The organism is Perlucidibaca aquatica, from assembly GCF_001676655.1.
Taxonomy (GTDB): domain Bacteria; phylum Pseudomonadota; class Gammaproteobacteria; order Pseudomonadales; family Moraxellaceae; genus Perlucidibaca; species Perlucidibaca aquatica.
Genome location: NZ_LZDB01000002.1, coordinates 375,966 through 390,345, shown reverse-complemented (window position 1 = coordinate 390,345; position 14,380 = coordinate 375,966). Strand labels below are relative to the sequence as shown.

The 14,380-nt window shown below is 55.8% G+C and carries 13 protein-coding genes; 5 read left to right on the top strand and 8 right to left on the bottom strand.

The features are described from left to right. Positions 1-2: 2 nt before the first annotated feature. A complete protein-coding gene (gene tsaB, locus A8710_RS05445; protein ID WP_227512993.1) occupies positions 3-743 on the bottom strand; it encodes a tRNA (adenosine(37)-N6)-threonylcarbamoyltransferase complex dimerization subunit type 1 TsaB in 741 nt (246 codons plus the stop codon). Next, positions 740-2,701 carry an ATP-dependent DNA helicase gene (locus tag A8710_RS05440; RefSeq protein WP_068858488.1) on the bottom strand — a complete coding sequence of 654 codons (1,962 nt, stop codon included), beginning with the start codon at positions 2,699-2,701 and terminating at the stop codon, positions 740-742. The genes tsaB and A8710_RS05440 overlap by 4 nt, the downstream gene beginning before the upstream one ends. A gap of 114 nt (positions 2,702-2,815) precedes the next feature. Between A8710_RS05440 and mobA the strand changes: the two genes are divergently transcribed. Further along, positions 2,816-3,457: a molybdenum cofactor guanylyltransferase MobA gene (gene mobA, locus A8710_RS05435; RefSeq protein WP_068858486.1), complete on the top strand. Its 642-nt coding sequence runs from the start codon at positions 2,816-2,818 to the stop codon at positions 3,455-3,457. On the opposite strand, the gene hemH is transcribed toward mobA, so the two are convergent. The 6 genes from hemH to A8710_RS05405 form a co-directional block, all read right to left on the bottom strand. Continuing rightward, positions 3,423-4,481 carry a ferrochelatase gene (gene hemH, locus A8710_RS05430; protein WP_068858484.1) on the bottom strand — a complete coding sequence of 353 codons (1,059 nt, stop codon included), beginning with the start codon at positions 4,479-4,481 and terminating at the stop codon, positions 3,423-3,425. The two genes, mobA and hemH, sit on opposite strands and share 35 nt — an antisense overlap. Before the next feature lie 105 nt (positions 4,482-4,586). After that, positions 4,587-5,234, bottom strand: coding sequence for an adenylate kinase (gene adk / locus A8710_RS05425; RefSeq protein WP_068858482.1), 648 nt, complete (start codon positions 5,232-5,234; stop codon positions 4,587-4,589). 105 nt (positions 5,235-5,339) lie between these two features. Continuing rightward, positions 5,340-6,617, bottom strand: coding sequence for a c-type cytochrome biogenesis protein CcmI (gene ccmI / locus A8710_RS05420; RefSeq protein ID WP_068858480.1), 1,278 nt, complete (start codon positions 6,615-6,617; stop codon positions 5,340-5,342). Continuing rightward, a complete protein-coding gene (locus tag A8710_RS05415; protein ID WP_227512992.1) occupies positions 6,614-7,096 on the bottom strand; it encodes a cytochrome c-type biogenesis protein in 483 nt (160 codons plus the stop codon). The genes ccmI and A8710_RS05415 overlap by 4 nt, the downstream gene beginning before the upstream one ends. Continuing rightward, entirely contained in the window at positions 7,093-7,653 is a 561-nt protein-coding gene (locus tag A8710_RS05410; RefSeq protein WP_082968682.1) for a DsbE family thiol:disulfide interchange protein, read from the bottom strand. The genes A8710_RS05415 and A8710_RS05410 overlap by 4 nt, the downstream gene beginning before the upstream one ends. A 1-nt stretch (position 7,654) precedes the next feature. Beyond that, a complete protein-coding gene (locus tag A8710_RS05405) occupies positions 7,655-9,598 on the bottom strand; it encodes a heme lyase CcmF/NrfE family subunit (protein ID WP_068858476.1) in 1,944 nt (647 codons plus the stop codon). A 211-nt stretch (positions 9,599-9,809) separates the two neighbouring features. Here A8710_RS05405 and fabA point away from each other — a divergent pair, with 211 nt between their 5' ends. From fabA to A8710_RS05385, 4 genes are all read left to right on the top strand, one after another. Continuing rightward, positions 9,810-10,334: a bifunctional 3-hydroxydecanoyl-ACP dehydratase/trans-2-decenoyl-ACP isomerase gene (fabA, locus tag A8710_RS05400; protein ID WP_068858474.1), complete on the top strand. Its 525-nt coding sequence runs from the start codon at positions 9,810-9,812 to the stop codon at positions 10,332-10,334. A 12-nt stretch (positions 10,335-10,346) separates the two neighbouring features. Then, on the top strand, positions 10,347-11,561 hold the full coding sequence (gene fabB, locus A8710_RS05395) for a beta-ketoacyl-ACP synthase I (RefSeq protein ID WP_068858472.1): 1,215 nt from the start codon (positions 10,347-10,349) through the stop codon (positions 11,559-11,561). A 136-nt stretch (positions 11,562-11,697) separates the two neighbouring features. Beyond that, the gene (locus A8710_RS05390) at positions 11,698-13,218 is read left to right on the top strand and encodes a flavin-containing monooxygenase (protein WP_068858470.1); all 1,521 of its coding nucleotides are present in this window, start codon (positions 11,698-11,700) and stop codon (positions 13,216-13,218) included. Positions 13,219-13,405: 187 nt separating this feature from the next. Beyond that, positions 13,406-14,380 (top strand): sulfite exporter TauE/SafE family protein, encoded by a 975-nt coding sequence (locus tag A8710_RS05385; RefSeq protein WP_068858468.1) that lies wholly within the window; start codon positions 13,406-13,408, stop codon positions 14,378-14,380.

Genomic DNA, 14,380 nt, shown 5'->3' with positions numbered 1-14,380 from the left:
ACTTAGCGCCCTGGTAGTTTTTTCCAGACATCGTTGCGAAGGTACACCGGTAACGCTAACTCAGGCGCGACCGCCAAACCGGCATCTACCGAGACACTGGCGAGCAAGGCTACATCTTCCGCATCTGGCGCGAGCTCAGCATAGACGTGCTGTACCGGCAAGGCCTGCTCTAGCGAGTCACGGTAACTTTCCCATCCCGAACCGACAGCAACAGCTAAGCCATCACTCGTGCTAACCGCATCCCGCCAAGCGTGCAGGAAGGTTTCTGGCAGCTGCGCGGCCGCACCGGCCACATCGCCAGTCAGAGGTTGCATTAAGCCGGCGGCATCCGCCGCATAAGCACCGGCATAGACTTCTTGCATACGCGCATCAAAGGCAGCCAACGCCAAACGAGCCCCAAACTGTCGGTGGGTAGCCTGCGCGAGTGTTTGTAAGCTGCCCACCGGCACCACCGGCAAATCCGCACCAAAGGCCAGGCCTTGCGCCACTGCCGCCGCAATGCGAACGCCAGTAAATGCGCCCGGACCGCAGGAGTAGGCAATTGCGGTGAGCTGCCCCAATGCGAGGCCAGACTCCGCCAGCAGTTCATCGACCATGGGCAGAATGAGTTCAGTTTGCTGACGCGGCGCATGCTGACGACGCGCCAAAACGCTGAGCTGACCGTTAGCGTTGCGCTGCCAAATGGCCACAGAGCAATGTTCAGTGGCCGTTTCTAACGCCAATAGGGTGATGCCAGTCATCATGCTGACACAGGCTCCAAGCTATTAATAAATTTAAAGAAAGCTTCAACTTCTTGCTGACTTCGTGTGCGCCGCATGGGTGGCAGGCTTTGTACGAAAAGCTGGCCATACGGCCGCCCCACTAAACGCGGATCGCAAACCATGAGCACGCCGGTATCCATCACATCGCGAATCAAGCGCCCGGCGCCTTGCTTCATCGCAATAATAGCCGACGGGAGCTGATAGGCCGTGAACGGGTTGCGACCTCGCGCTTTATACGCATCTAAACGCGCAGCCACAACTGGCTCACCCGGCGACGCAAACGGAAGTTTATCGATGATAACCAGCGACAATGCCTGACCGCGCACATCCACCCCTTCCCAGAACGCGCCGGTGGCGAGCAAGACGCAGTCGGGCGTGTTGGCAAAGCGGCGCAATAGCTCGGCTTTAGGCTGAGTGCCCTGCACCAAAAACGTGTAGTCCAACTGGCGCGGCAACCACTCGGCGGCTTCTTTCAGGGCGCGATGCGAAGTGAACAGGAAAAAGGCACGGCCTTGACTAGCGCGCAATATCGGCAGGGCAGCCTCTAAGGAGGCACGGGTGTAGTCCATAGCCCCCGGATCTGGCAGCCCGCGCGGTACATAAAATAAGGCTTGCTGCTCATAGGCAAACGGACTGGGCAATTGCAACGTGGCCACATCCGCTGGCAGCCCCAATTGCGCGCTGATGTGACGGAAATCTTCACGCACGGCCAGCGTCGCCGAGGTCAAAATCCACGCCATCGGCTCGCGATCGAGCAGTTCACGAAAGGGCTGCGACACTTCCAGCGGCGTCCATTGCAAAATAAAGCCTTTGCGGAACGTCTCGAACCAATGCACTTGGTTCTCCGGCGTCTCACCGGTCAGCTCGGTAAATGCCTCGGCCAGCTCTTCAGCCCGGCGATGGCAGCTCTCCAGTCCCTTGCTCTTGTCCTTGAGTGGCGATAGCGCTTCAGTGATGCAGGCCATGGCCATTTCCACTGCCGTGATGGCAGCCGGTAATTCTGGATGCTCAGAAATGTCTGCCCACACGCCTTTTCGCGACTCCTCACCCATCAGCAAGCGGAAGTGTGCGAGACGCACTTCCAAATTCGACACCAAGTCATTCATGCCGCGCAGATCGCCGCCCGCGGCTAATACTTCACGCAGGGAGTCGGCGAGCAAATCGTGAATCTGGCGCGATGACAGGCTGCGACCAAAGAACATCGCCGCCGTTTCCGGCAGCTGATGCGCTTCATCAAAAATGACCGCATCCACTTCCGGCAGCAGCTCGCCAAATCCGCGATCTTTCAAGGCTTTGTCGGCAAAGAAGAGATGATGGTTGACCACGATCAGGTCGGCCTCAGTGGCTTTAGCCCGCGCTTTCATTAAGGGGCAATCGTCGACCTTAGGGCATTCCTGACCGAGGCAGTTATCTGCCGTACTGGTCACCAATGGCCAGACCATAGAGTCTTCGGCAATGTCTAGCAGCTCAGCAATGTCGCCCTGCTCGGTCTTGCCCGCCCAGGCGGCCACGCGATGCAAGTCATGCACGATTTGCTTGGACTCAAACTCCCCTTCATCGAGGTGTTGTTGCAATCGATACGGGCACAAGTAATTGCTGCGCCCTTTGAGCAAGGCCGTACGCACCGGTCGTCCGAGCAGCTTACGCACCATGGGCAGGTCGCGATGAAAGAGCTGATCCTGCAAGTTACGCGTGCCCGTAGACACAATGGCCTTTTTACCCGACAAAATCGCTGGCACGAGATACGCATAGGTCTTACCCGTGCCAGTTCCGGCCTCTACCAATAACAAGCTGCGCTCGCTCAGCGCTTGCTCCACGGCCTCGGCCATGGCGATTTGCGGTTCACGGGGTTGATAGCCAGGAATCTGCTGAGCAAATGCGCCGTCAGGGCCGAGTGCTGTGCGCACAGCGGAGGTTGCAATAGGCACAGCGATAGGCATAACAGCGACTCACACGGATAGGGCTAGGAGTGTAGCAAAGCCTTGCTGGTTTCGCTGACGACGACCATGTAAATCCGCGTTAGCATAGCGCCTCTTTCTCCCCACTGTGCCGACATGAAGACACCCAGCCTCGCCTGCCCACCATTGACTGGCCTCATTCTCGCCGGCGGTGCGGGTCGTCGCGTGCAGGGTGCCGATAAAGCCTGGCTGCCATGGCAGGGCCAGCCCTTAATCGCGCATGTCGCCGACAGATTATTGCCGCAAGTGGCGCAGCTGTGGATTAGTGCCAACCGCAACAAGGCGCGTTATGCGGATATACCAGGATGCTCACTCACACAGGTGGTCAGCGATACATGGCCAGACTATCCCGGACCATTAGCCGGCATTGCCAGCTGCCTAACTCGGATGCCTGCGGGCTGGGTACTGATCACCCCGGTCGATACGCCGCAACTCCCTCGCGATTTGGGCCAGCAGCTGTGGCAAGGCCTGCAGCGTGGGCAGGCACTGAATGCTCAACCTGAGCTCAAGATGGCCGTCGCCGCTTTACGCCTGCCGGATGGGACTGAAGAGACGCACTGGCTGCACATGCTCGTGCATACGGACTTAGCGACAGGGCTTAGCGAACGCTTACACGCAGGACAGCGTCGGGTGCGCGATTGGTGTCAGGCCGAACACGCGGTGCAGGTCATCCTCGATGCCGAGGCCAGCAGCTTTGCCAACCTCAACACTGACAGCGACTACACGGCACCGCACTGACGCGGCAGCCGCTACAACTCACCGCCTGAATCGGCCCTTGCAATAAAGACACAAACAAGTCGATGTGCGCGGCACTCGCATTGAGCGCCGGAATGTATTCATAGCGTTTGCCACCCGCCTCAATGAATGCGTCGTGATTCTCTACGGCAATCTCTTCCAGTGTCTCTAAGCAGTCCGCCGAGAATGCGGGACACAGCACCTGCACTGAACCCACACCGTCGTGGCCCCAACTTTCCAGCAGCTTATCGGTGTATGGCTTGACCCATTCCTGCAGTCCAAAGCGAGACTGAAAACTCTGCGCCCACTCGCCCTCTTTTAGCGCTAACTCTGCGGCCACGGCGCTGGCTGTCGCTCGGCATTGCGCCGGATAGGGATCGCCTTTGTCGGCGTAGGGCTGTGGAATGCCATGAAACGAAAACAGTAATTTGTCGGCTCGGCCATGGGCCTGCCAATGGGCTCGAATGCTGTTTGCCAACGCCGTTACATAGGCGGGATGCGTGTGGTAATCGCGCACCACATGCAAGCTGGGCAAGTTGCGCTGCTGCTTAACCCAGGTGCCGAGCTGGTCGTAGAGCGGCCCGGTTGATGTTGCGGAATACTGTGGAAACAACGGCAAGACAATAAACCGCTCAATGCCGGCCGCACTGAATTGGTCCAAGGCAGCTTTAAAGCTCGGCTTGCCGTAGCTCATGCCCGGCAGCACGGTGATATCGAGGTCGGGGTAATGTTCCTGCAAACGTGCCTGCACCGCCGCAACTTGCGCCAACAAAGTCGTCCGCATGGGCGACTCATTCGCCCAAATACTGGCATAGGCCTCGGCGACTCGACGGGGGCGCAAGGGCAAAATAAACAAGCGCAGAATAAAAAACCAGATAATCCGAGGCACTTCAATAACGCGGGTATCACTCAGAAACTCACGCAAATAGCTTCTCACCGCCGCTGCGGTAGGCTCATCGGGTGTGCCTAAATTGGCCAGAATAATGCCGATGCGTTGACGTGGTGCGCTCGCAGAACACGAAGACATTAGTGACCCCAATCCATTTATGAAAGACCAAAAAGCATAACGCCGCGACTAGCGCGGCGAAAGCTGACAAGACTGCAACGTAGGTTGCTTCTATCGCACTCTTTCTTAGGCAAGAGCAGCAAACATACGCTCAGTAATTTCGTCTACCGAGCCCACACCCGGAACTAAGCTGTACTTCGCTGCGCCCGGTTGATGAGCCAAGGACTGGTAAAATCCAACCAAGGGCTGTGTCTGGCTGTGGTAAATGTCGAGACGCTTACGCACAGTTTCTTCACTGTCGTCTGGGCGCTGTACCAAATCTTCACCGCTCACATCATCTTTGCCAGCCACTTGGGGCGGGTTGTATTGCAAATGATAGACACGGCCCGAGCCCGGGTGAACGCGGCGACCCGACAAGCGAGAAATGATTTCGCTGTCTTCAACGCGAATTTCCACCACATGATCAATCTTCACGCCGGCATCAATCATGGCCTGAGCCTGTGGAATCGTGCGCGGGAAGCCATCAAAGAGGAAACCTTGGGCACAGTCAGCTTGCGCGATGCGCTCTTTAACCAAGCCAATAATAATGTCGTCAGACACCAAACCACCGGCATCCATGACTTGCTTAGCGGCAACACCAAGCGGGGTGCCAGCCTTAACGGCTGCACGCAACATATCGCCCGTGGAGATCTGCGGGATGCCATAACGGTTCATGATGAGCTGAGCCTGAGTGCCTTTACCTGCACCCGGCGCGCCGAGAAGAATAATACGCATCCAACACACTCCCAAAAACAAGGTGGCAAGAATACTCGCCAACACCCTGTTTTCACAAGACTTGACGCCTGATGCCACCGTCAAAATGCGACGAAACCCCGGTGACTAGCGGGTCTTCGTAATACGCAAGCGAACCATACCGGTATTAGCCTCTGTGACAGGCACTGGCACGGCTTGCCAATCGTCCGCTGCTGGCGTGGCATTGCCGGTCATGGATATCTTGGCCTGAAGCACTAACTCTTTCTGATCCGACAGTAAGCGTGTGGGTTGCAGGCTGTCGGCATTGGTCAATGTCACCCGCAGCGGGAACTGCGCAATCGGACGCTTCAGCACCGCGACCGGCATGGGCGGACCCGAGGGCGTACGCGCAAAAATAAACAGCGCGGCCTCAGCAGGCAGCTGACGGGCCAACTCAGGATCAAGGGCGACTTCAATCTGAATACCGGCAGCGGCGACCTGAGGCCCCTGCTGCGCCTCAAGGATTAAGCGTTCGATGCGCTGATCGGCTTCGCTGTCGCGCTGACCGTTATTGGCCGCCACTTCTGCTGCCCGCAGCATCTGCAATTGCGTCAACACAGCTAAGGCTTGCTCACGCTCACCGGCGCGCAAATTGCCCATACCCAACATGAGCAACGCGCCCTGATGGTCGGGCTGCTCGCGCAGAATGCGCCCCAACAGGCCTCGTGCCACCGGGTCCATGGCGCCGTCTTGCGTCATGATGGTGGCCTGCACATAGGTCATCACGACTTGAATATCTTCCGGTCGCAATTCCGCGGCACGCGCAAGCGCGACTTTTGCCGGCTCATAATCTTTAGCTTGCAGGAAGCCTAAACCCAGCGTCATCCAGGCATCGGCATTGTGTGGCTCGGCCTGAACGCGACGCTGCAAGGCACGCATGAAGTCCTGCAGGCTAGTGTTTTTAGCCTCGGCCTCCGGCTCTTTGCCGGCCAGAATGGCATCAATGCTGGGGGCCAATAACGCTTGATTCTTCAAATCGGGCGCGACCTGCGGATTCAAGAAATAACCCAAGTACAGCGCTAGAGTGAGCACCGGCACCGACACTAACAAAACAAATGCCAGCGGCTTCACCGACGAATGCTGCGCCACCGGAATCCGAGCATCCGCCGTTGTGTCAGCCAAAACACCGCGATCCAGCTCCAGTTTTAACTGAGCATAGGTCTCGGCCTCGAGTCGCCCCGTGGACAAATCGGCATTCAGCTCATCGAGACGATCGCGATAGACCTGCGCACTCAGTTGACGTACGGAGTGACCGGCATTCACGTTGCGGCCACGCAATGGCCACAGCAGGGCAAATACCACCAGCAAGGTCAGTAAAAGCGCCACGAGCAGCATGGGCGAAAGCACTAAAACAGAATTCATCATGCGCGGGGCTCGCTATCAATCGGAGGCTGAGCACTACCGGTTAACAGGCGCTGTAAATGCGCCTGCTCATCGGCATTTAACGGATTAACGCGAGCCGGCTTACGCAAGCTACGACGCCAGAGGAGAAAGCCCACACTCACCAGCAATAAAGCAGGGCCCCACCACAACAGTAAGGTGCTGGCTTTCATCGGGGGTTTGTAGCTGATGAAGTCACCATAGCGAGCGACTAAATAGTCGCGAATTTCGCTGTCGCTTTTGCCCGCTTGGATTTGCTCGAATACCCGCTCCTTAAGGTCATCAGCCAAGCCGGCATCTGATCCGGCTAAGTTGGTGTTTTGACATTTTGGGCAACGCAACTCATCGATCAGCGCACGATAGCGAGCCTCATCGACAGGGCTACGAAACTCACGCACATCAATCGCCGCCTGTGCAGTGACGGTCAGTAAAAGCCCTAGAACAATCCCTAAATACTTCATCATTTCGCTCCTGCGGATTCCGCCCGCACGGCGTCATAGCGTGGCTTTAACTCCTGCAGCCAGGCTTTAGCATCAAGAACTCCCACGGCGCGATATCGAATACGGCCTTGCGCATCGATCAGATAGGTTTCTGGTGCGCCATAAACGCCGAGGTCCAGACCTAGGTCACCGCGCTCATCAAATACCGTGTCAGCAAACGGGTTGCCGCGCTCACGTAAATAAGCCTGAGCGGCTTGGCGGTCATCTTTGTAATTCACGCCGATGATGCGAACGCCGTCAGCCGCAATATTGAGCAGGACCGGATGCTCAACCAGACAGGACACACACCAGGTGGCCCACACATTTAACAAGGAAACCTGACCCTGAAAAATCGAAGGGTCCAGCATGCGTTCGGGATCTTCCAGGCTAGACAAACTAAAGGCCGGTACAGGTTGCTGTAAACGGGCAGACGGTAGATAAGACGGGTCTTCCCCATTTCTGCTCGCCAGTAACACGGCCAAAGCCAGAAACAGCACCAAGGGCAAGCCGAAGATAAAGCCTTTGCGCAGTGAGGGTTTCATCTCAACGCCCTCCCGCCGCTTTCAAGCGATAACGCTTATCCAGCATGGATAACAGGGCACCCAACGCCATCATCAAAGCGCCGAACCAGATCCAGCGAATCATGGGCTTATGATAAATACGCACGGCCCAAGCACCGGCATCTAAAGGCTCACCTAAGGCCACATACAAATCTCGGAAGGCATTGCCTGAGATCGCCGCTTCGGTCATTGGGTTTTGCTGCACGCGATAAATGCGCTTTTCCGGGTGCAACGTTTCTACAAACCCATCATGGCTGACAATTAACGTACCGCGCTGAGCCACATAATTGGGACCTTGGTGATCTGCTACACCCTCAAAATGGAACGTGTAATTGTTCACCGTGATGCTTTCGCCCGGTGCCAAACGTACATCCTTTTCGACGCTATACGTTGTGGTGAAAGCAATGCCCAGCACCATGACTAGCAGCCCCAGATGCGCCAACTGCATGCCCCAGTAGCTACGGGTGAGCTTCTTTAAACCCTGTCGACGCGTGCTGGCGTGCTGCGTCTTGCGCGCAATATCCACCAACTGGCTGCCCAAAACCCAAGCGCAAAGGCCAACGGTGACGCCAACATGCCACGGCCAATCGCCAAAGAAAATCAATGGCAGGCCGATCGCAATCACTATCGCCGCCAATAGCACCTTACGCAGCGGCAGTAAGATCACATCGGCTGATTGCTTCTTCCAATTAGTGGATGGCCCCACGCCCAAAAACACCAGCAATAGCAGGGTGAGCGGCACGAACAGCAGATTGAAATAGGGTGGACCCACCGAGAACTTACCAAGTTCGAGTGCATCCGCGATCAGGGGGAATAAAGTGCCTAACAACACAATGACAGTGGCCGTTAGCAAGAACAAGTTATTCAGCAGCAGGAACATCTCCCGCGAAAACGGGCCATGATTGCTTTCGCGTTGCAAAGCCGCTCCTCGCCAGGCAAACAGGCTTAACGAGCCGCCCACCACCACCATCAAGATGCCCAAAATATACAATCCGCGCGTGGGGTCCGCGGCGAACGCATGCACAGAGGTGAGCACACCGGAGCGCACCAAGAAGGTACCGAGCAAACTTAACGAGAAAGCAATAATGGCCAGCAACACCGTCCAGGCCTTAAAGACACCACGCTTTTCACTGACGGCGAGAGAGTGCAAAAGTGCCGTGCCTGCCAGCCACGGCATAAAGGACGCATTTTCTACCGGATCCCAGAACCACCATCCGCCCCAACCCAATTCGTAATACGCCCACCACGAACCCAGCGCAATACCCACGGTGAGGAAGCTCCATGCGGCTAATGCCCACGGGCGCGACCAACGCGCCCAAGCGCTATCCAGGCGACCGGTGATTAGACCCGCCATGGCAAAGGCAAAGGGCACGGCAAAGCCAACATAGCCCATGTACAGCATGGGGGGGTGAAAGATGAGGCCAGGGTCTTGCAGCAACGGATTGAGGTCATTGCCCTCAATCGGAAAGTCGGGGAATAAGCGATTGAACGGGTTCGACGTGAATAGAATAAAACTAATAATAGCCGTGCTGACGAGCCCCAAAATCGCCAACACTCGAGCCGTCATGCCTAAAGGCAAGGCTTGCGAAAAGCGCGCCACTGCGGCCGTCCATAGTGCCAGCACGAGCGCCCATAGCAGCAGGGAACCTTCATGACCACCCCAAACGGCGGAAATCTTGTACCACCAGGGCAATAAGGTATTGGACTGACGGGCAATGTAATCCACGCTGAAGTCATTTTGCAGGAAGGCCAGCGTGAGCAAGGCAAACGACAGCACCAACAAGCCCAACTGAGTAAAGGCTGCGGTTCGCGCCATGGCTTGTACGCGTGTGTCCCCACGCACCACGCCCCACCAAGGCAACGTACCCTGCACAATGGCCACAATAAACGCGAGCACCAGTGCATACTGACCCAGCTCAACCCACATGATGATTCCTCGCAACAAAAGACCCGGTTTAGGCAGTGGGCATCATACGCACCCATTAAGTGCTGTCCAGCGTCAGAACGCCGACAAAACAGTCATCTTGCTGACATACGTTCGAAACACTTGGAAACAACTCAGTGCCAACTGTGTAAGCGTTCTGTCAAAAGCCGCTTGCTATGATGCAGCGCAATCAATGACTTGACTGAAGGATGTTATGAGCGACCCGACCCAACGCACCAGTTTTAGCCGTGAAGACCTGCTCGCCTGCGGCCGCGGCGAACTCTTTGGCGAAAACAACGCGCGCCTACCCCAGCCCAATATGCTCATGATGGATCGCATCACCCACATCAGCGGAGAAGGTGGCGAGCACGGAAAAGGGTCGATTATTGCTGAGCTCGACATCAATCCATCACTCTGGTTTTTCCAATGTCACTTTGAGACCGATCCCGTCATGCCAGGCTGTTTGGGTGTGGATGCGCTTTGGCAATTGTTGGGTTTCTTTTTGGGCTGGCGCGGTAACCCGGGCCGGGGCCGCGCGCTCGGTGCCGGTGAAATCAAGTTCTTTGGCCAAGTGCTGCCGCATCACCAAAAAATCACCTACGAAATTCAAATTAAGCGGCTGATTGAACGCAAGCTGGTCATGGGGATCGCCGATGGTCGCGTACTCGTTGATGGCCGCGAAATCTATACGGCCACCGACCTGAAAGTCGGCCTGTTCACTAGCACCGATCATTTCTAAGCGGAGAACGCAATGCGTCGCGTCGTCATCACCGGTTTTGGAATTACCTCTTGCCTCGGCTTAGAACCAGAAACCGTTAAAGACAGTCTTTACCATGGTCGCTCAGGCATTTCAGCTAATACCAAGTACGCTGAAATGGGTTTTCGCAGCCAAGTCAGCGGTAGTATTCGAGATCTGGACTTGGAAGCGCTGATTGATCGAAAGCTGCTGCGTTTCATGGGCGATGCCGCCGCCTATGCCTATATCGCCATGGGCAAAGCCATTGCCATGGCAGGGTTGACGCCAGAGCAAGTCATTAATCCGCGTACCGGTTTAGTGGCTGGCTCTGGAGGCGCATCCAGTATCAATCAGGTGCTCGCAGCGGATATCGCGCGCGAAAAAGGGGTGAAACGCGTCGGTCCCTACATGGTACCCCGGACCATGGCATCCACGATTTCGGCCTGCCTAGCTACTGCCTATCAAATTAAAGGCGTGAATTACTCCATCGCCTCTGCCTGTGCCACCAGTGCGCATTGCATCGGTCATGCCTCGGAGCTGATCCAGCTCGGCAAACAAGACATTGTTTTTGCCGGTGGTGGCGAAGAAGAAAGCTGGGAAGAGTCCTGCATGTTTGACGCCATGGGCGCCATGTCGAGCAAATATAACGATACGCCGACAAAAGCCTCGCGCGCCTATGATGCGAACCGAGACGGCTTCGTCATTGCCGGTGGCGGTGGCATGGTCGTGGTGGAATCTTATGACCATGCGGTGGCGCGCGGCGCCCCAATTTTGGCTGAAATCGTGGGTTATGGTGCCACTTCAGATGGCTTTGACATGGTTGCCCCTAGCGGCGAAGGTGCTGAGCGTTGCATGCGCATGGCCCTGGCCACAGTCGATACGCCGGTGGACTACCTGAATACCCATGGTACCTCCACGCCGGTGGGTGATCTGGCTGAATTACGCGCTATCCGTGCTGTCTTTGGCGATACCGCGCCGCACATCAGCTCCACCAAATCCTTGTCCGGCCACTCCTTAGGTGCTGCGGGTGTTCAGGAAGCCATCTACTGCTTGCTCATGCTGCAACACGACTTTGTGACCGCCTCCGCTAACATCGAAACCTTGGATCCAGAAGCGATTGGTCTGCCTATCGCACTGCAACGCATCGATAACGCCGGCCTAAAAACAGTGATGTCGAATAGTTTTGGTTTTGGTGGCACAAACGCCTCGCTGGTCCTGCGCAAGCTCTAAGGCTTGTCATTTCAGGTCGACAGCACGCCAGTGCCGACCTGAAATGACAATTGATACAACGTGCATTGTCAAATTAGTTGACGACGTCGCATTTTCGTCTTAGTTTTACCTCGGCTTATTTAACCGAGGTTGTTTTATGTCTGTTCAACACCAAGATGTTTTGATTATCGGCGCCGGCATTTCTGGTATTGGTGCCGCCTGCCATCTCAAGCGTGAATGCCCAAACAAGTCCATCGCCATCCTAGAGCGTCGTCATGCCATTGGTGGCACCTGGGACTTGTTCCGCTACCCCGGTATCCGCTCCGACTCCGACATGTATACCTTCGGCTTTAACTTCAAGCCCTGGACCGAAGCCCGCGTTCTCGCTGATGGCGAATCGATCCGCGGCTATGTTCGCAAAACCGCTGAAGAGTATGGCGTAGACCAGAAAATTCGTTTTGGCCGTAAAGTGGTCACCGCTAATTGGTCATCCAGCGATAAGCGCTGGCATGTGGCCGCCGTGAATGATGAAACCGGCGAAACCGAAGAGTACACCGCTAACTTCTTGCTCGGTTGCTCCGGGTACTATAACTACGATGAAGGTTTCCGCCCCGAGTTTCCGGGCGAAGCTGACTTCCAAGGTCAGATCGTGCACCCACAATTCTGGCCAGAGAATTTGGACTACGCGGGCAAGAAAGTCGTGATTATTGGCTCCGGTGCCACGGCGATCACGCTGGTCCCTAACATGACCGATAAAGCAGCTCATGTGTCCATGCTGCAGCGCTCGCCGACCTATATTTTGTCCGTGCCCTCAGTAGACCCCGTCAGCAAGCTGCTGCAGAAAACGCTGCCAGCCAAACTGGCTTATCAGCTGAATCGCGGCCGCAATATCGCCATTCAACGCACTCTGTATAAGGCCTCTCGTTCACGCCCAGATTCTGTTCGCCGCTTCATTCTGAGCATGGTTAAGCGCCAACTGGTGGGCACTAACATTGAAATGCGTCACTTCACACCAGACTATGCCCCGTGGGATCAACGCCTGTGCGTCGTGCCCAATGGCGATCTGTTTAAGGTGCTGCGCAACGGCAAAGCCTCTATCCATACCGAGCAAATCGAGCGCTTTACCGCTAACGGCATTTTGCTGAAATCGGGTGAAACGCTGGAAGCCGATATCATCGTGACGGCAACGGGCTTGAACGTGCAGCTACTGGGCGGCGTGAAAACGACTGTAGACAACGCCCCCATCGTGGTGAAGGAAAAGCTGACCTATAAAGGCTTAATGATTGATGGCGTGCCGAATGCCGCCATTGTTTTTGGCTACACCAACGCCTCTTGGACCCTGAAAGCCGATCTCGCTGCCGAGTACGTCTGTCGCTTGCTGAAGCATATGGATCGTAACGGCTACAGCACCGTTGAACCGCGCGCCAATAACCACCCGCTCAGTGAAGACACCGTGCTGGGCGGCCTGTCATCCGGCTATATCCGCCGCGCTGCAGATCAACTCCCACGCCAAGGTAGTGCTGCACCTTGGCTGGTTGATCAAAATTACCTGCGCGATATTCCGCAATTACGCTTTAGCGCCATTGAGGATGATGTGCTGGCATTTGACGGCAAAGTCAGAGGCAAAAGCTCGGTAGAACGCTTTACTGCACCCTTGCGAGCCGCTTTGGGTCGCTAAGTTCTTCTGCGGTTAAGGCCAATCTATAAATGCCCCGGTAACGCAAGTGCCGGGGCATTTTTATGAGCGATGCGGCGTAGCCCACCCGTAATAACCAAATGATCTTTAGTTATAGAATAATATTCTTATTAGATCGCAAATGACTTGCCTACAATACGCATCTGCCCCTTCTGCGATTAGTTGAATCATGAAAATCCGTCATCCCGACCTAAACGATCAAACCATCAACCCTGAGCACGAAGCACTGGGGCTGCCCCCCGTGGAATACGCGGTCACCCACGCGCAAGAACATCCGGTGCTGCGCCTCGCCAGCTATTTGATCGTCGCGATTCTGGTCAGTTTAGTCGGCTACTTTATCTACCGCCTTTTTTGGGGCGGCGGCCCAGCGTCTGGCCTGGAACTCATTGAAGGGGCGCTAAATAACCCCTTATTTTGGACGGCGGTGGGCGTAGGTCTGCTGGCGCAAATTATTGATGGCGCATTGGGCATGGCTTACGGCATCACAGCGACCACTTTTCTGCTAGCCGCCGGCGCACCTCCGGCCATGGCCAGTGGCGCGACCCATCTCGCGGAAGTGTTCACCACTGGAGTGTCTGGCATTTCCCACCTCAAGCTTGGCAATGTGAACAAACGACTGGTGTTGAGCCTGCTTTTGCCAGGCATCATCGGTGCCTTGCTGGGTGCTTATGTCCTCACGAATGTGGATGGCCAGGTGCTAAAACCGTTTATTAGTGCCTACCTCCTGCTGATGGGCCTTTACGTGTTTAGCAAAGCCTTCAAGGTCATTAAATTAAAACGAGATATCGAGGCTAAAAAAGTCGCTCCCCTCGCCTTATTTGGCGGCTTTATGGACACCACTGGCGGTGGCGGTTGGGGCCCTATTGTCACTACGTCCCTCGTTGGTGCAGGTCACGACCCGCGCACCACCATTGGTTCGGTTAATTTTGCGGAGTTTTTTCTGACCGTAACCGTTGCCGCAACGTTCTTTACCATTCTAGACAGCAGCGTGTGGATTTTCGTGGCGGGCCTAACCGTGGGGGGCTTATTTGCGGCACCTTTTGCTGCCTTTATTACCCGCCATTTGCAAACACGTACCCTGCTCATGCTGGTGGGCACGTTAATCAGCGTGGTCAGCGTGGTGAATTTGAGCAAACTGTTCTAA

Coding starts and splice junctions, on each gene's coding strand:
- tsaB (WP_227512993.1), bottom strand. CDS start 743: ATGATGACTGGCATCACCCTATTGGCGTTAGAAACGGCCACTGAACAT.
- A8710_RS05440 (WP_068858488.1), bottom strand. CDS start 2,701: ATGCCTATCGCTGTGCCTATTGCAACCTCCGCTGTGCGCACAGCACTC.
- mobA (WP_068858486.1), top strand. CDS start 2,816: ATGAAGACACCCAGCCTCGCCTGCCCACCATTGACTGGCCTCATTCTC.
- hemH (WP_068858484.1), bottom strand. CDS start 4,481: ATGTCTTCGTGTTCTGCGAGCGCACCACGTCAACGCATCGGCATTATT.
- adk (WP_068858482.1), bottom strand. CDS start 5,234: ATGCGTATTATTCTTCTCGGCGCGCCGGGTGCAGGTAAAGGCACTCAG.
- ccmI (WP_068858480.1), bottom strand. CDS start 6,617: ATGATGAATTCTGTTTTAGTGCTTTCGCCCATGCTGCTCGTGGCGCTT.
- A8710_RS05415 (WP_227512992.1), bottom strand. CDS start 7,096: ATGATGAAGTATTTAGGGATTGTTCTAGGGCTTTTACTGACCGTCACT.
- A8710_RS05410 (WP_082968682.1), bottom strand. CDS start 7,653: ATGAAACCCTCACTGCGCAAAGGCTTTATCTTCGGCTTGCCCTTGGTG.
- A8710_RS05405 (WP_068858476.1), bottom strand. CDS start 9,598: ATGTGGGTTGAGCTGGGTCAGTATGCACTGGTGCTCGCGTTTATTGTG.
- fabA (WP_068858474.1), top strand. CDS start 9,810: ATGAGCGACCCGACCCAACGCACCAGTTTTAGCCGTGAAGACCTGCTC.
- fabB (WP_068858472.1), top strand. CDS start 10,347: ATGCGTCGCGTCGTCATCACCGGTTTTGGAATTACCTCTTGCCTCGGC.
- A8710_RS05390 (WP_068858470.1), top strand. CDS start 11,698: ATGTCTGTTCAACACCAAGATGTTTTGATTATCGGCGCCGGCATTTCT.
- A8710_RS05385 (WP_068858468.1), top strand. CDS start 13,406: ATGAAAATCCGTCATCCCGACCTAAACGATCAAACCATCAACCCTGAG.